The sequence below is a fragment of the Streptomyces sp. NPDC002032 genome, assembly GCF_042890765.1.
Classification (GTDB): Bacteria; Actinomycetota; Actinomycetes; order Streptomycetales; family Streptomycetaceae; genus Streptomyces.
In genome coordinates this window covers 858881-875415 of the sequence record NZ_JBIASM010000001.1, presented here as the reverse complement: position 1 = coordinate 875415, position 16535 = coordinate 858881, and the positions used below count along the sequence as shown (strand labels likewise).

The following is a 16535-nucleotide window of genomic DNA, read 5'->3' as shown; positions in this document are numbered from 1 at the left end:
GATGGGCCTCGCGGACTGCGGCCCGCTCACGCGGGGTCGCGGACGATCCAGCGGCGGACCCGGCCGATGAGGTCGTCGGCGTCCACGGGCTTGGTCACGTAGTCGCTGGCTCCCGCCGCGAAGCTCTTCTCCCGGTCGCCCGGCATCGCCTTGGCGGTGACGGAGATGATGGGGAGGTCGGCGTAGCGGGGGATGCTGCGGATCTCTCCGGTCGCGGCGTAGCCGTCCATCTCCGGCATCATCACGTCCATCAGGATCAGGTCGACCCCGGGGTTGGCGAGGAGGGTCTCGATGCCCTTGCGTCCGTTCTCGGCGTGCAGGACGCGGATGCCGTGGAGTTCGAGGATGCCGGTGATCGCGTACAGGTTGCGCGAGTCGTCGTCGACCACGAGGACGGTGCGCCCCGTCAGCTCCCCCTCGATGACGTGGGCGAGGTGGCTGCCGGTCTGCTGGCGGACCAGCGGGAGGACGTCGGCGGCCTGTTCGGCGGACAGGTGCAGGGTGATGCGCTCCCTCAGTTCGTCCAGGCTGGAGAGGAGTTCGAGGGGGCGCCTGGAGACGTGCTGCTGGAGTTCGCGTTCCTGTTCCGCGTAGAGACGGCTGGTGCCGTGCGCGAGGACCGGCGTGGCCGACAGGGCGGCGTCCCCGTCGAGGGCGTCGAGGAAGCGGATGGCGCCGTCGCGGGACAGGCCGAGGTCGAGCACGACGCAGTGGACCGGGGCGCTGGCGAGGGCGGCGGCCGCGTCCTGGGAGCTGGTGACGGTGACGACCTCGACGGTGTCCTGGTCGCCCGCGGGGCCGCGTCCCTGGGCCAGGTCCTGGGAGGCGCTTTCGGCGACGAGGGTGAGCAGCCCGTTGGGCCGCTCCTCGATGATCAGGAGCCGGCGCTGGTGCGGTACGGGCAGCGGGGCGGCCGCGGTGGTCCCGGAGACGGGTCCGTCCGTCGCCTCCGCCGTGCCGGACTCGGCCGTGGGCAGTTCCCGGGCGGCGAAGTCGGGCCGGGCGATGGGCAGGTAGAGGGTGAAGACGGAGCCCTCGCCGAGCGCGCTGCGGGCCGTGACGGCGCCGCCGAGGAGGTGGGCGATCTCTCGGCTGATGGAGAGGCCCAGTCCGGTGCCGCCGTACTTGCGGCTGGTGGTGCCGTCGGCCTGCTGGAACGCGGCGAAGACGGTCTCCAGCTGCGCTTCGGCGATCCCGATGCCGGTGTCCTTGACGCGGAAGGCCACCATGGCCTGCTGCGGGGCCAGGCCGGGCGGGAGGTCGTCGGCGGCGACGGGTTCGATGTGCAGCTCGACCCGGCCGTGCTCGGTGAACTTCACCGCGTTGGACAGCAGGTTGCGCAGGATCTGCCGGAGCCGGGCGTCGTCGGTGAGCAGGTCCACCGGTACCCCGGGGGCCGTGGTGATCTCGAAGCCGAGGCTCTTCTGGCTGGTCAGCGGCCGGAAGGTGGCTTCGACGTAGTCGAGGAGCTGCTTGATGGCCACCCGTTCGGGGTTGATGTCCATCTTGCCCGCCTCGACCTTGGACAGGTCGAGGATGTCGTTGATGAGCTGGAGCAGGTCGGAGCCCGCCGAGTGGATGATGCCCGCGTACTCGACCTGCTTCGAGGTGAGGTTGCGCGTGGGGTTCTGGGCCAGGAGCTGGGCGAGGATGAGCAGGCTGTTGAGCGGGGTGCGCAGTTCGTGGCTCATGTTGGCCAGGAACTCGGACTTGTACTTGGAGGCCCGCGAGAGCTGCTGGGCGCGGTCCTCCAGCTCCTGGCGGGCCTGTTCGATCTCCAGGTTCTTGGCCTCGATGTCCCGGTTCTGACTGGCGAGCAGGGCGGCCTTCTCCTCCAGTTCGGCGTTGGAGCGCTGGAGTTCGTCCTGCTGGACCTGGAGTTCGGTGGAGCGGGCCTGGAGTTCGGCGGTGAGGCGCTGGGACTCGCCGAGCAGTTCGTCGGTGCGCGCGTTGGCGACGATCGTGCTGACGTTGGCCCCGATGGCCTCCATCAGCTGGCCGAGGAAGTCCCGGTGGACGGCCGTGAAGGCGCGGAAGGAGGCGAGCTCGATGACGCCGAGCACCTGTTCCTCGACCACGATGGGCAGGACGACGAGGCTGGCGGGCGCGGCCTGGCCCAGACCGGAGGAGATGAGGTAGCCGGCGGGCAGGTCGTCGATGGCGATGGTGCGACGGCTGCGGGCGGCCTGGCCGACGAGGGTGTCGCCGCGCCGGAACCGTACGGTGGCGGGGCTGTCCGCCGGCCGGCCGTACGAGCCGAGGAGGGTCAGCCAGGTCTCCGAGTCGGTCTCCTCGGCCAGGTAGAAGGCTCCGTAGCTGGCCGACACCAGGGGCGAGAGCTCGTCCATGACGAGTTCGGCGACGACGGCGAGGTCGCGGTGCCCCTGCATCAGGGAGGAGATGCGGGCCAGGTTGGACTTGAGCCAGTCCTGTTCCTGGTTGGCCCGGGTGGTCTCGCGCAGCGATCCCACCATGGAGTTGATGTTGTCCTTGAGTTCCGCGACCTCACCGGAGGCGTCCACGGTGATGGAGCGCGTCAGGTCGCCCTCGGCGACGGCGCTGGCGACCTCGGCGATCGCGCGGACCTGCCGGGTGAGGTTCCCGGCCAGCTCGTTGACGTTCTCCGTGAGGCGCTTCCAGGTGCCGGAGACCCCTTCCACCTCGGCCTGGCCGCCGAGCCGGCCCTCGCTGCCGACCTCCCGGGCGACGCGGGTGACCTCGGCGGCGAAGGCGGAGAGCTGGTCGACCATCGTGTTGATGGTCGTCTTCAGTTCGAGGATCTCGCCTCGGGCGTCGACGTCGATCTTCTTGGAGAGGTCGCCGTTGGCCACGGCGGTGGTGACCAGGGCGATGTTGCGGACCTGGCCGGTGAGGTTGTTCGCCATGGAGTTGACGTTGTCGGTGAGGTCCTTCCAGGTACCGGCGACGTGCGGTACGTGGGCCTGTCCGCCGAGCCGGCCCTCGGTGCCGACCTCGCGGGCCACGCGGGTCACTTCGTCGGCGAACGCGGAGAGCGTGTCGACCATGGTGTTGATGACGCCCGCCAGGGCCGCGACCTCGCCCTTGGCCTCCACGGTGATCTTCTGCGAGAGGTCGCCACGGGCGACGGCCGTGGCCACCTGGGCGATGGAGCGGACCTGGCCCGTCAGGTTGGAGGCCATGACGTTGACGTTGTCGGTGAGGTCCTTCCAGGTGCCGGAGACCCCCCGGACCGTCGCCTGGCCGCCGAGGTTGCCCTCGGTGCCGACCTCGCGGGCGACGCGGGTGACCTCGTCAGCGAACGCGGAGAGCTGGTCGACCATCGTGTTGATGGTCTCCTTCAGCTCCAGGATCTCGCCCCGGGCGTCCACCCGGATCTTCTGTGACAGGTCCCCCTGCGCGACGGCCGTGGTGACCTCCGCGATGGAGCGGACCTGCGCGGTCAGGTTGTCGGCCATGAAGTTCACGGAGTCCGTCAGGTCCCGCCAGGTGCCCGAGACCCCCTTGACGTCGGCCTGGCCGCCGAGCCTGCCGTCCGTGCCCACTTCCCTCGCGACGCGGGTGACCTCGCCCGCGAAGGCCGAGAGCTGGTCGACCATCGTGTTGATGGTGCTCTTGAGCTCCAGGATCTCCCCGCGCGCGTCCACCGCGATCTTCTGCGACAGGTCCCCCTTGGCCACCGCCGTGGCGACCTGGGCGATGGAGCGGACCTGCGCGGTGAGGTTGCCGGCCATGAAGTTGACCGAGTCCGTCAGGTCCCGCCAGGTGCCGGAGACCCCCTTGACGTCGGCCTGGCCGCCGAGGATGCCCTCGGTGCCGACCTCGCGGGCCATGCGGGTGACCTCGTCCGCGAAGGCCGAGAGCTGGTCGACCATCGTGTTGATGGTGTTCTTCAGCTCCAGGATCTCCCCGCGCGCGTCCACCGCGATCTTCTGCGACAGGTCCCCCTTGGCCACCGCCGTGGTCACCTGGGCGATGTTCCGGACCTGGTCGGTGAGGTTGCCGGCCATGAAGTTAACGGAGTCCGTCAGGTCCCGCCACACGCCCGCGACCCCGGGCACCTGGGCCTGGCCGCCCAGCCTTCCCTCGCTGCCGACCTCGCGGGCGACGCGGGTGACCTCGTCCGCGAAGGCCGAGAGCTGGTCCACCATCGTGTTGACGGTGTTCTTCAGCTCCAGGATCTCCCCGCGCGCGTCCACGTCGATCTTCTGCGAGAGATCGCCGCGGGCGACGGCCGTCGCCACCTGGGCGATGTCACGGACCTGGGAGGTGAGGTTGCCGGCCATGGCGTTCACCGAGTCGGTGAGATCCGCCCAGGTGCCCGATACTCCCGGCACCTCGGCCTGGCCGCCCAGCGTCCCCTCCGTGCCCACCTCGCGTGCCACGCGCGTGACCTCGGAGGTGAACAGGGACAACTGGTCGACCATGCCGTTGAAGACCGTGGCGATCTCGCCGAGCAGTCCGTCGGCACGGTCGGGCAGCCGGGTTCCGAAGTCCCCGTCGCGCACGGCGGTCAGACCCGCCAGCAACTGGCGCAGCTCCGGCTCCCCCACCGCGCCGGGCACCGCCTGGCCCTCCGGCGCGCCCATGAGACCCGTACCTTCCGCAGCCGGCTGTGACATCGTGCCCCCTGAATCCGTGCGCGGCGGCCCTCGCCGCCGACAAATAGCCGACAAATATCTGAAGGCTACCCTCCCCCGCGGAATCGCCGTACGCGACGGAGGTATCGGCGAGTAGTACGGTGAGCTGCCGAACGACGCCGACAGCAGGGGGAGAGTATGCGGGGCGGGTCTGGTGAGCACCACTCGGCGGGCAGCGAGCCCGAGCCAACGGTGCCGGAGGCGGCGGTCCCACCCGGTCCCGACCTCACCGGCGCCGAGGCACGCTCGCGCACGCGCGCATTCCTGACGGAGCAGGGTCTGGGCGAGGGGCAGCAGATGGACGCCGCGCTCCTGATCGTGACGGAGCTGGTCACCAACGCCCAGCGCCATGCCGGTGGCGTCCGCGCCTTCCGGCTGGCCCGTACGGGCACGGGCGTACGGGTCACCGTCGAGGACGCGAGCCCGCGGTCCCCGGTGGACAGGGCCTCCCCGGCCTGGCAGCCAGGCGGCTTCGGCTGGCCGTTGATCCACGAACTGGCCGCGAAGGTCGAGGTGGAGGCGCTCCCGTACGGCAAGGCCGTGCACGCGCACCTCGAACTCGGCGGCTGACCGCCCACGGCCGGGCCGTCCCCGGCCGCACGGTCCGTCCGCAGGGCCGTGCATACTTCATCCGACCGAACGCGCGAGGGGACACGACATGTCGGACGAGATGCGGGGCCGACCGCAGGGCCCGGTCGGCGACAGCTACGCCATCGACGGGATCTGGGTCGTCGCCGCACGCGGCGAACTCGACAGCGAGACGATCGGTCCGCTCAACGAGACGCTCGTCGAAGCGGGGAACCTCCATCCCACCGTGGTCCTCGACGCCTCCGCCGTCACCTTCGCCGACTCGACGTGCCTGAACATGCTGCTGCGCGTCCACCGGATCACCCGGCTGCGCATCGCGGCGCCCCGCCAGCAGCTCGTCCGGCTCCTCGCCCTGACCGGCGCGGACACGGTCCTGGACCTGCACACCACGCTCGATGAGGCCGTCCGGGCCTGACCGCGTCCGGTACGGCACGTGGCAAAAGGGGGCCAGAACCGGTTCGGTTCGGGCCCCCTTCTCCACGTCGTGTTCTCACGTCGTGCGCGGGCGCGCGGCCGGGCGTCAGACGGGACGGCCGCCGAAGGGGATGTCCGGGCCGTAGTGGACGGCGAGTTCCTCGCGGTAACCCGCGTCGGCGAGGTGCTCGTCGCGGCGGAACTCGGGAGCGTTCTTGATCTGGTCGCGGGTCCGGCCGACGAAGACCTTCTTGTCCGCGGTCTCGACCCGGATCACCGTGCCGGCCGGCAGGAGGACCTCCTTGCCGAAGATCCAGGCCCCGGTGTCGACGACCAGGTAGGCGTCACCGACCTCGTCGGAGTGTTTGTCGACCTTTCCGACGCTCCCGTCGACGGCCTCGACCGTGAAACCGGTCAGGTCATCACCCGGCAGATAACCGGAAGTCGGCTTGTAACTCCACGTTTGTTCCGTCACGCGAAAACAACTCCTCCGATAAACAGATGAACGGGAGGCGGCAGGCCATATCTGCCGCCTCCCCATTCCGTCCGCCATGTTTGTCCGTCGTGCGCGGCTTCGTCCGTCGTGCGCGGCTATCGCGCGCTTACCAGCGGTACCAGCGTCCGCCGCCAGTCTTGGGGCGGGCGACGAAGCCGATCAGCCACAACACCAGGACGGCGATCGCGACCCACCAGAGAATCTTCAGGGCGAAACCCGCGCCGAAGAGAAGCAGGACCAGCAGAAGAACGAGAAGCAGGGGAACCATGATTATCAACCTCCGAACTCACGTGTGCCCCGCGTTCTTCCGCTCACACACCTGCGCCCGGGGAATTCCGCCATTCACCCGGTGGAATGGGCTCCCGTGATCAGACCGATCAGGCCCGCCATCCCGGCGTCGGCCAGGGCCCGCCGCTGGCGGTCGGCGGGGGTGCCCTCGCGCAGCAGCCGGTGGACGAGCGAGCTCACCTCGCGCAGGTCGCCCGCGTCCTCCAGGGCCGGGGTGATGTGGCGCAGCAGCGCGCACAGCACGTCCCCGCTGCTGTGCGGGTGGCCGCCCGGGTCCAGCAGCGTGCCGCCCAGACCGTGGCGGGCCGCGTGCCAGTTCGCCGCGTGCACCAGCTCGGGCGTGGAGACGATCGGCGGGATGTCCGCCTTGGCCTCGGCGATCGACGTGGCGACGAGGGCGCGGACGATGCCGGCGAACATCACGGCGTCGTCGGGGCGGAGCTGGACGTCCAGGCAGCGCACCTCGACGGTGGGGTAGCGGTCGGAGAGCCGGGCCTGCCAGTAGACCTGTCCCCGGTCGGCGATCGCCCCGGACGCCACCAGCGCCTCCAGGCGCTGTTCGTAGTCGCCGATGCCGCCGAAGAAGGGCGGCGGACCGCTCACGGGCCAGCGTCCGAACACGAGGGTGCGCCAGCTGGCGAAGCCGGTGTCCCGGCCGTCCCACAGCGGGGAGTTCGCCGACATGGCCAGCAGCGTGGGCAGCCAGACCCGGATGCGGTTCAGCACTTCCACGCCGGTCTCCGGGTCGGGGACCGCCACGTGCACGTGCATCCCGCAGATCAGCTGGTCGTCCACGAGCTGGCGGGCCTCGCCCGCCATTTTGAGGTAGCGGGGGGTCGGTGTCACGGGGACCGGACCGGCCCCTCGGAGCGGCGCGGCCCCCGTGGCGGCGATCCGGCAGCCGTTCTCCTCCGCCGCCGAGCCCACCGCGTGGCGCAGCCGCAGCAGGTGGCCGCCGACCTCCTCCAGGCTCTCGCACACCGGTGTGGCCACCTCGACCTGGGCCTGGAGCAGCTCGTCCTGGATCTCGCCCCGCTCGGCGAGGGGTCCGATGCCCGCGGTGCGCCGCACCTCCTCCACCAGGGGGACGGGCAGCCCGTGGGCGGCCTCCACCAACAGGTATTCCTCTTCGACGCCTACCGTGATCACGGTCTGGGGCTACCCGGATACGCCAAGATCACCCCTGTCCCCGGGGGTGGTCCTCACAGGGCGCGCAGGGCGGGCAGCAGTTCGGCCGCGGCCCACTTCAGGAAGGGTTCCTGGTGGTCGCCGCCGATCTGGACGAGGGCGACCTCGGTGAATCCCGCCTCTACGTAGGGGCGCACCGCGTCGACGAAGGTGCCCACGTCGTCGCCGCAGGGGATGGCGTCGGCGACGTCCCGGGGCCGGGTGTGGGCGGCGGCCTGCGCGAAGCCCTCCGGGCCGGGGAGCTCGGCGTTGACCTTCCAGCCTCCCAGGGCCCAGCGGAACTGGTCGTGGGCCCGTGCCACGGCGGCCGCGCGGTCGGGGTCGTAGCTGACGGGGAGCTGGCCGACGCGCGGTTTGCCCGATCCGCCGTGCGCGTCGAAGCGCTCCAGGAGCTCCGGCTCGGGTTCGGTGGCGATCACGAGGTCGGCGTGGCGTCCGGCGAGTGCGCAGGAGCGGGGCCCGGAGACGGCGATCCCGATGGGCGGTGGCTGGTCGGGGAGGTCCCAGAGCCGGGCGTTCTCGACGTCGAAGTGCGCGCCGTGATGGCTGACGTATCCGCCGGCGAACATGCGCCGGATGATGTCGACGGCCTCCTCCAGCATCTCCAGGCGGACGTGGGCGGCGGGCCAGCCGGCGCCGACGATGTGCTCGTTGAGGTTCTCCCCCGAGCCCAGCCCCAGCCGGAACCGGCCTTCGGAGAGGATCTGCAGCGTCGCGGCCTTCTGCGCGACGACCGCCGGGTGGTAGCGGAAGGTCGGACAGGTCACGTACGTCATGAGGGGGATGCGGGAGGTGGCCTGCGCGGCCGCGCCGAGCACGCTCCACGCGTACGGAGCGTGCCCTTGTGACTCCAGCCATGGGAAGGAGTGGTCGGAGATCACGGAGAAGTCGAATCCCGCCCGCTCGGCCCCCACCACGTGGGACACCAGTTCGCGCGGGCCGGCCTGCTCGGTCATCATCGTGTACCCGATTTTCACCATGTGCCGCGCCTAACCGCCACCGGCTGCCCGAAACCTCCCCGGCTACACCGGGTCCGGCGGCCGCCAGGCGGCCGCGGCGGCCGTGGCGGTGGGGTAGGTGGTGAAGACCCGGTCGAGGCCGACGATGCGGAAGATCCGGTGGACCCGGTCGGGGACGGCGGCCAGCACGATGTGGGCGCGGGCCTCGACGGCGTGGTTGCGGGCCGCGATCATCACGGTGATGCCACTGGAGTCGCAGAAGGTCAGGCCGGACAGGTCGACGACGAGCTGTTGCCCGGCGCGGAGCAGCAGGCCGGGCAGCAGGGCGCGGACCTGGGGCGCGCTGTGGTGGTCCAGGTCTCCGGCGAGTTCGACGACCGGCCCGGCGGGGGTGGCGTGCGTCTGGACGCTCAGGGGGTGCACGGCGGCTCTTCACTGGTGGGTCGGGGTGCGTGGATGGCCAGGACGGCCGTGTCGTCGTCCACGCCCGTGCCGAAGGTGTCGAGGAGGCGGCGGATCGCCGTGACCGCTGCGTCGGCGGTGGTCGGGGACAGTTCCGCGGCGAAGTCCAGGAGGGCCTCGTCGCCGTAGCGGCCGCCGGCCAGCGCGGTGTGGGCCTCGGTCAGGCCGTCGGTGTAGAGCAGGAGGGTGTCGCCGGGTGCCAGGCGGACCGTGGTGGTGGAGATCTGCGCGTCCGGCAGGACGCCGATGAGCTGGCCGCCGGGCGTGGGCAGGTACGCGGCCGTGCCGTCGGCCCGCATCAGCAGGGCCGGAGGGTGTCCGCCGCCGGCGAGGGTGACGCGGAAGCCGCCCCGGTCGCCGTCGGGGGTGAGCAGGCCGAAGACGACGGTGCAGAAGCGGGGGTCGCGCTGGTTGTACTCGTGCGTCAGCACGGTGTTGAGGTTGCCGAGCACGGCCGCCGGGTCGGGGTCGTAGACGGCCGCCGCGCGCAGGGTGTAGCGCGTGAGGGAGGTGACGGCGGCGGCTCCGGCGCCCTTTCCGCAGACGTCGCCGAGGAACAGGCCCCAGCGGTCGCAGGCGAGCGGGAAGAGGTCGTAGAAGTCGCCGCCGACCTCGTCGGCGGAGGCCACGTGGTAGTGGGCGGCGACCTCCAGCCCGGGCACGTCCGACAGGGCCGGGGGCAGCAGGGTCTGCTGGAGGATGGCGTTGAGGCGCTTGAGGCGTTCGCGTTCGCTCTCGGCCTCCTGGCGGGCCCTGAGCAGCTCGGTCTCGTAGGCGCGGCGGTCGCGGGCGTCGAAGACGGTGGTGCGGATCAGCAGCGGCGCTCCGTCGCTGCCCGTCTTGACGGTGGAGGTGACCAGGACCGGCAGCCGGCTGCCGTCGGCGGCCTTGAGTTCGAGGGCGATCCCGCTGATCTCGCCCTGCATGGCGAGGAGCGGCGCGAAGTGCGTCTCGTGGTAGATCCGGCCGCCGACCGTGAGCAGGTCGGAGAAGCTCCGCCGGCCGACGAGGTCCTCGCGGCGGTAGCCCAGCCAGCCCAGGAGCCGGGAGTTGATCTTGGCGATCTGTCCGTCGAGGAGGGTGGAGAGGTAGCCGCACGGGGCGTTCTCGTACAGGTCCTCGGCGCTGTCCTCCAGCAGTGCGGAGAAGCGGGCGGAGGCGGGGGTCCCGTCCCGCTCGGGTTCCAGTGCGCCCTCCCGGTGCATCAGCCGGCCGACCGCGCGAACGCTCTGATGACGTCGGCGGTCTCGTCGGGGGCGCTCAGCTGGGGGCAGTGTCCCGTCGCGGTCAGCGTGACGAGGCGGCTGCCGGGGATCTGGTCGCGGACGTAGGCGCCCACCTCCGGCGGGGCGATGGCGTCGTGGGAGCACTGGGCGACGAGCGTGGGGACGCTCACCTTCGCGAGGTCGGCGCGGTTGTCGGAGAGGAAGGTCACCCGGGCGAAGACGCGGGCGATCTCGGGGTCGGTGCGGCAGAAGCTGTTGACCAGCTCCTCCCCGAGCTCGGGGCGGTCCGGGTTGCCCATGATGACCGGGGCCATCGCGCCCGACCAGCCGAGGTAGTTGGCGTCCAGCGAGTCCAGCAGTTCCTCGATGTCCGGGGCGCTGAAGCCGCCCCGGTAGCCGGTGTCGGGGTCGTCGATGAAGCAGGGCGAGGGCGCCAGCAGCAGCAGCCCCGCGAAGAGCCCCGGCTCCCGCGCCGCGGCCAGTACGCCCATCGTCGCGCTCACCGAATGCCCGACGAAGACCACCGGGCCGGGGGACGCCTCGCGGCAGACCTCCAGCACGTCCTCGACGTACCCCTCCAGCGTCGAGTAGCGCTCGGGGCTCCATGCCGACAGGTCGGACCGGCCGGCTCCCACGTGGTCGAAGAGCACCACCGTGTGGTCGCGTTCCAGGGCCGGGAGGACCGCGTGCCACATGTTCTGGTCGCAGCCGAAGCCGTGGGCCAGCACCAGCACCGGCCCGCCGGCGCGGCCGGTCACCCTTACGTGGTTCCTGCTCCGGACATCCATGCGGCTCATCCTCGCAGACGGCGGGAGCCGGAGGTCAGCCGAGCCGGAGCGCCACCAGGCAGGTGTCGTCCTCGGCGTCCGCGACGGCGAAGCCGTCCATGACGCGGTCCAGGGTCTCCTGCGCGGTCAACCCCTCGCAGGACGCGAGGGCGACGGTCAGGGCGTCGATCCCTTCGGTGATGTCCTCGCCCCGCCGCTCGACCAGGCCGTCGGTGTAGAGCAGGAGGAGGTCCCCGGGCCGCAGCGGTTCGGTCGCGGTGGCGTAGGCGTGGCCCGGGACCAGACCGAAGAGGGGGCCCCGGTGGGCGGTGCCGAGCGGGCGGGCCCGGCCGTCGCGCAGCAGCAGGGGCGCGGGGTGGCCGGCGCACGCCCAGCGCAGGGTGCGTTCCGCGTCGATGTGTCCGATGATCGCGGTCGCGGTCTGCGCCGCCGGGTCGGCGCAGAGCAGTTCGTTGAGCCAGGTGGTCAGCTGTCCGGCGTCGGTTCCGGGGGCGTGGGCGAGTCCCGCGAGGGCGTGCCGTTGCTGGGCCATGCGGGCCACGGCGTCCAGTCCGTGTCCGCAGGCGTCCCCGACGGCGAGCAGGATCCGGCCGTCGGGCAGCCGCCGGCACTTGTACCAGTCGCCGCCGACGGCTTCGGACTCGGCGGGCAGGTAGGCCGTCGCGACGGAGAGCCCGGACTCGGCGAGTTCCGCGGAGAGCGTGGGCAGCAGGGCCTCGCGCAGGACCGAGGCCACCCGGCGCTCGGCGGCGGCCTCCTCCGCGAGCCGCTCCCCCTGGCGGCGGCTGGAGGCCAGCCGCTGGCGGCTGCGTACCTGGGCCGTCAGATCGCGGGCGATCAGGTGCAGGGCCCAGGGGAGCCCGTCCGAGGCCATGACGGGATGTCCCACGAGGTGCAGGGTGCGGACCTCGCCGAGCACGTCGAAGCGGATCTCGGTGCCGGGCGGCTCCTCCCCGTCGAGCAGGCCGGTCAGCAGCCTGCCGAAGCGCCACACGTCCTCCAGCAGGACCGCGTCGCACAGCTCGGACAGCGACAGGGCCAGCCCGGCCTCCGTCCGGAAGATCGCGGCCAGCCCCTCCGACCAGGTGACGGCGCCGGACAGCAGGTCCCAGGTGCCCCAGCCCATCGAGGCGATGTACTGGGCGTCGAGCGAGAGCAGTTCCGTGCGGTTGCGGGCGGGCCGCCAGGTGGCGAGGACGTTGCCCCCGCAGGACGCCGCGTCGTAGAGGAGCTGGGTGCGGTGGAGTCCGTCCATCCGGTGCTCGGTGTAGTCCACCGCGTAGGCCTTCAGCGCGCGGCCGCTGTCGAGCACCCCCGACAGCGCGTCGATCAGTCCGCCGGCCGCGGCGCCGGGCTGGACCTCCAGGAGGCGGCGCCCGGCGTGCCGGTCGGGGGCTTCGAGCCAGTCGGCGGCCCGGACGTGGTTCCCGGCCCGGACGGTGAAGTCGACGGTGCGGCCCGTGCCGTCCTCCCGTACGGGGACGAGCAGGGCCGCGGAGACCGGGATGGCGGGCAGCGTCGCGCACAGACAGGCCCACGGATCGTGCTCCTCGCCCGCCGCCGCGCCGCAGGAGTGCGCGCGGTCCCCGCCGCCGCCGCACACGCAGGCCCCGGCGGCCGTCCCGGGGGCTTCGGCCGGCTCGGCGGTCCGCACTCCGGCGTTCCGGCGCGCGGCACTGCGCAGGCCCTCCACCTCACGGGCGATCAGCAGTTTGAGCGTGTCGGGGTCGCGCGGGGTGAAGGGCATCGTCCGTCCTCGGCGTCGCGATGGCGCGGGCCCGTGCCGCGGCCTCAGGTCCGCCGCGGCCGTGCCCGGTCCTCCCAGGATGGGGGCACCCGCCCGAGATGTTCGGATGTGCGGCGGTTGCACGTTGCGCGCCGGTCGGCCGGGAGCGGAGGTCGGCGCGGGTGGGAGCGGCGGGGCGGGTCCGCCCCGGGAGCGGGCGGCCCCTCGGCCATCCGGGGCAGGTTCGCGCCGATTCCGGCACCGCCGCCGCACCGGAGGTGCACGCTCCGCTGGACTGGGCAGGCGGTCAGATGACCTGGCAGCCCTGGGAAAGGACGGACACCGTGGCACGACCGAGGATCCTCGTGGTGGGCGCGGGCTTCGCCGGAGTGGAATGCGTGCGCCGTCTGGAGCGCAGGCTGTCCCCCGGCGAGGCCGACATCTCCGTGGTCACACCGAACGCCTACCAGCTGTACCTGCCCCTGCTCCCCCAGGTGGCCTCCGGGGTGCTGACGCCCCAGTCCATCGCCGTGTCCCTGCGCCGCAGCAGCCGCCACCGCACCCGGATCGTCCCCGGGACGGCCATCGGCATCGACACCCGGGCGAAGGTCTGCATCATCCGCAAGATCACCGGCGAGGTGATCGACCAGGCGTACGACCACCTGGTCCTGGCCCCCGGCAGCATCACCCGTACCTTTGACATCCCCGGCCTGCTGGAACACGCGCGGGGCATGAAGACCCTGGCCGAGGCCGCGTACCTGCGCGACCACGTCATCGCCCAGCTCGACCTCGCCGACGCCAGCCAGGACGAGCGGGAACGCGCCGCCCGGCTGTGCTTCATCGTGGTGGGCGGCGGCTACGCGGGCACCGAGACGGCGGCGTGCCTCCAGCGGCTCACCGATCACGCGGTCAAGCGCTACCCCCGGCTGGACCGCCGCCAGATCAGCTGGCACCTGCTGGACATGGCACCCAAGCTGATGCCCGAGCTGGGCGACTCGCTGGGCCGCGCGGCGCTGGACATCCTGCGGCGCCGCGGCATCCAGGTCTCGCTGGGGGTGAGCGTCGCCAAGGCCGGTCCGCGGGAGGTGACGCTGACCGACGGGCGGGTGCTGCCCAGCCACACCCTGATCTGGACGGCCGGGGTGGCCGCGAGCCCGCTCATCGGCACGATGGACGCGGAGACCGAGCGGGGCCGCCTGGTGGTCACCCCCGAGATGACGGTGCCGGACGCGCCCGGGGTCTTCGCCCTCGGGGACGCGGCGGCCGTACCCGACCTGGCCAAGGGCGGGAGCGGCGCGATCTGCCCGCCGACCGCGCAGCACGCCCAGCGGCAGGGGCGGACCCTGGCCGACAACGTGATCGCCTCACTGCGCGGCGCGCCGCTGAAGCCGTACGTGCACAAGGACCTCGGTCTCGTGGTCGACCTCGGGGGCACCGACGCCGTGTCGAAGCCGCTGGGCATCCCGCTGCGCGGCCTGCCCGCCCAGGCCGTGGCGCGCGGCTACCACTGGTCGGCGCTGCGCACGAACGTGGCCAAGACCCGGGTCATGACCAACTGGCTGCTGAACGCGGTGGCCGGGGACGATTTCGTACGCACCGGTTTCCAGTCGGGGAAGCCGCCCGCGCTGCGGGAGTTCGAACAGACCGACGCGTACCTGACGCCGGAGCAGGTACGGGAGCATACGCGGGGGTTGCGCGCCACCGGCTGAGGTGCCGCCGTCCGGCGGGCGCGGGTGGTGCCCGCGCACGAAGGGACCCGGCCGGGGTGGTGCTCACCCGGCCGGGTCCCTTCGCTGCGGCGGGCGGCGGGCCGCCCCCGCCGGTCAGGCCCCTTCGGCGAGGACCGCCGAGATCAGCTCGCGCTGGTGACGGGTCAGGGCGCTCTCGTCGAGGTCGATCACGTGGTCGTCGACCGTGATGCGGTAGTGGAAGCCGTCCGCCGTCGGCGGCTCCACAACCCGCCGGGCGAGCCCCTCCCACTGCGCGGCGTCGGGCCGGGCGGTGGTGTCGACCTCGCGCGTCTTCTCCACGCCGGTGAAGCCGCCCGAGCGAGTGACGCTGATCAGCATGACCGTTCTCCTTCGGAAGCCGGATTCGCGTTCGGGCTGATTGCCCCGGGCGCGTCTGCCCCGGATCCCGCCGCCGTCCCCGAGGGGCGCCGGCGACCGTGCGAATGGGCTTGAATGCGTCGGCTCTTGGCCGACGGCCGTCGGCCGGCGCCCACTCGACCGGACCGTTTGCCGCCGGGCGAAGCGGGCAGACAGCGGTGCATGGTCGAACCCGCCGCAACAAATTCAGGGACCGTCACCACCCGGGTGCCCGCCCGCCTGGACCGCCTGCCGTGGTCCCGCTGGCACTGGATGATCGTGATCGGGCTGGGGACCGTATGGATCCTGGACGGCCTTGAGGTCACCATCGTCGGCAGCATCGCCAGCCGCCTCTCCGAGGACGACAGCGGCCTGGCCATCTCCGACGCCCAGGTCACGGGCCTCGCCGCCGCCCTGTACGTGGCGGGTGCCTGCTCGGGGGCCCTGTTCTTCGGGCGGCTCACCGACCTTTACGGACGCAAGAGGCTCTTCCTGGTGACCCTCAGCGTCTACCTGGCGGCGACGGCGCTGACCGCGGTCTCCTTCTCCGCCTGGTGGTTCTTCCTGTTCCGCTTCCTCACCGGCTTCGGCATCGGCGGTGAGTACGCCGCCATCAACTCGGCCATCGACGAACTGATCCCGAGCAAGTACCGCGGCCGTGTCGACCTCATCATCAACGGCAGCTTCTGGCTGGGCGCCGTCGCCGGGGCCCTGCTCTCCGTCGCCGCCCTGAACACCGACCTCTTCCCGCCGTCGGTGGGCTGGCGCCTGACCTTCGCCCTCGGTGTCGTCCTCGGCCTGGTCATCCTCGTCGTACGGCGCCACGTACCGGAGAGCCCGCGGTGGATGCTGATCCACGGGCGGTCCGAGGAGGCCGAGGAACTGGTCGCGGACGTCGAGCGGCGGGTGGAGGCGGAGAAGGGCACGCCGTTGCCCGAAGCCGAGCGGTCCATGACGGTGACCCAGCGCGACAGCATCGGCTTCGGCGAGATCGCGAGGACCGTCTTCCGCTCCTACCCGCGCCGGGCCGTCCTCGGCCTCTCCCTCTTCGTCGGCCAGGCCTTCCTCTACAACGCGATCACCTTCGGCTTCGGTTCCATCCTCGTCACCTTCTTCGACGTGCCCAGCGGCGTGACCGGCTACTACTTCGCCGTCATCGCCTTCGGGAACCTGCTCGGCCCGCTGCTGCTCGGCCGCTTCTTCGACACGCTCGGCCGCCGCCCGATGATCGCGGGCACGTACATCCTGTCCGGCGTGCTGCTCTTCGGCACCGCCTGGCTGTTCGGCGCCGGTGTGCTCAGCGCCACGACGATGACCGCCTGCTGGTGCGTGGTGCTCTTCTTCGCTTCCGCCGGGGCCAGTTCGGCGTACCTGACGGTCAGCGAGATCTTCCCGATGGAGACCCGGGCGATGGCCATCGCCTTCTTCTACGCCATCGGCACAGCGGCCGGCGGCATCTCCGGCCCCTTGCTCTTCGCCGGGCTGACCTCCAGCGGGGTCGTCTCCGACGCCGTGATCGCCTTCTGCGTCGGAGCCGGGCTCATGGTCGCGGCCGGGCTGGTCGCCGTGTTCTTCGCCATCGCCGCGGAGGGCAGGTCCCTGGAGGACATCGCCACCCCGCTCTCCGCCGCCCCGGCCTCCGGCGACGCGCCCGCCTGATCGCCCGGCTCGCCGCCCGCCGCCCGCCGCCCGCC

General features: G+C 72.1%; 14 protein-coding genes. 4 read left to right on the top strand and 10 right to left on the bottom strand.

Annotated features, from left to right (window positions below):
• Positions 1-26: 26 nt before the first annotated feature.
• Positions 27-4568, bottom strand: coding sequence for a HAMP domain-containing protein (locus tag ACFYYT_RS03495; protein ID WP_351827044.1), 4542 nt, complete (start codon positions 4566-4568; stop codon positions 27-29).
• A gap of 189 nt (positions 4569-4757) precedes the next feature.
• Here ACFYYT_RS03495 and ACFYYT_RS03490 point away from each other — a divergent pair, with 189 nt between their 5' ends.
• Entirely contained in the window at positions 4758-5189 is a 432-nt protein-coding gene (locus ACFYYT_RS03490; protein WP_351827047.1) for an ATP-binding protein, read from the top strand.
• 88 nt (positions 5190-5277) lie between these two features.
• On the top strand, positions 5278-5622 hold the full coding sequence (locus ACFYYT_RS03485) for an STAS domain-containing protein (RefSeq protein ID WP_351827049.1): 345 nt from the start codon (positions 5278-5280) through the stop codon (positions 5620-5622).
• A gap of 105 nt (positions 5623-5727) precedes the next feature.
• Here the strand turns inward: ACFYYT_RS03485 and ACFYYT_RS03480 are convergent, their stop codons facing one another.
• The 8 genes from ACFYYT_RS03480 to ACFYYT_RS03445 all read right to left on the bottom strand — a co-directional run bounded on the left by ACFYYT_RS03480 (position 5728) and on the right by ACFYYT_RS03445 (position 12775).
• Positions 5728-6096: a PRC-barrel domain containing protein gene (locus ACFYYT_RS03480; RefSeq protein ID WP_351827052.1), complete on the bottom strand. Its 369-nt coding sequence runs from the start codon at positions 6094-6096 to the stop codon at positions 5728-5730.
• A gap of 127 nt (positions 6097-6223) precedes the next feature.
• Complete coding sequence (locus ACFYYT_RS03475; RefSeq protein WP_351827055.1) at positions 6224-6385, bottom strand: hydrophobic protein; 162 nt, start codon at positions 6383-6385, stop codon at positions 6224-6226.
• A 74-nt stretch (positions 6386-6459) separates the two neighbouring features.
• Entirely contained in the window at positions 6460-7554 is a 1095-nt protein-coding gene (locus ACFYYT_RS03470; protein ID WP_351827058.1) for a glutamate--cysteine ligase, read from the bottom strand.
• A 53-nt stretch (positions 7555-7607) separates the two neighbouring features.
• Positions 7608-8573 (bottom strand): LLM class F420-dependent oxidoreductase, encoded by a 966-nt coding sequence (locus ACFYYT_RS03465; RefSeq protein WP_351827059.1) that lies wholly within the window; start codon positions 8571-8573, stop codon positions 7608-7610.
• Between the two features lie 42 nt (positions 8574-8615).
• Positions 8616-8975: an STAS domain-containing protein gene (locus tag ACFYYT_RS03460; RefSeq protein ID WP_351827062.1), complete on the bottom strand. Its 360-nt coding sequence runs from the start codon at positions 8973-8975 to the stop codon at positions 8616-8618.
• Complete coding sequence (locus ACFYYT_RS03455; protein ID WP_351827065.1) at positions 8963-10219, bottom strand: SpoIIE family protein phosphatase; 1257 nt, start codon at positions 10217-10219, stop codon at positions 8963-8965. Before ACFYYT_RS03455 ends, ACFYYT_RS03460 begins: the two co-directional genes overlap by 13 nt.
• Positions 10219-11028, bottom strand: a complete 810-nt coding sequence (locus tag ACFYYT_RS03450; protein ID WP_351827068.1) for an alpha/beta hydrolase — start codon at positions 11026-11028, stop codon at positions 10219-10221. Before ACFYYT_RS03450 ends, ACFYYT_RS03455 begins: the two co-directional genes overlap by 1 nt.
• 34 nt (positions 11029-11062) lie before the next feature.
• Entirely contained in the window at positions 11063-12775 is a 1713-nt protein-coding gene (locus ACFYYT_RS03445; protein WP_351827071.1) for a PP2C family protein-serine/threonine phosphatase, read from the bottom strand.
• 323 nt (positions 12776-13098) lie between these two features.
• Between ACFYYT_RS03445 and ACFYYT_RS03440 the strand changes: the two genes are divergently transcribed.
• Positions 13099-14463: an NAD(P)/FAD-dependent oxidoreductase gene (locus ACFYYT_RS03440; RefSeq protein ID WP_351827074.1), complete on the top strand. Its 1365-nt coding sequence runs from the start codon at positions 13099-13101 to the stop codon at positions 14461-14463.
• A 114-nt stretch (positions 14464-14577) separates the two neighbouring features.
• Here ACFYYT_RS03440 and ACFYYT_RS03435 read toward each other — a convergent pair whose 3' ends face one another.
• Positions 14578-14823: a protealysin inhibitor emfourin gene (locus ACFYYT_RS03435; RefSeq protein ID WP_351827076.1), complete on the bottom strand. Its 246-nt coding sequence runs from the start codon at positions 14821-14823 to the stop codon at positions 14578-14580.
• 201 nt (positions 14824-15024) lie between these two features.
• On the opposite strand from ACFYYT_RS03435, the gene ACFYYT_RS03430 reads away from it, so the two are divergent.
• Positions 15025-16500 (top strand): MFS transporter, encoded by a 1476-nt coding sequence (locus tag ACFYYT_RS03430; RefSeq protein ID WP_351827079.1) that lies wholly within the window; start codon positions 15025-15027, stop codon positions 16498-16500.
• Positions 16501-16535 lie beyond the last annotated feature (35 nt).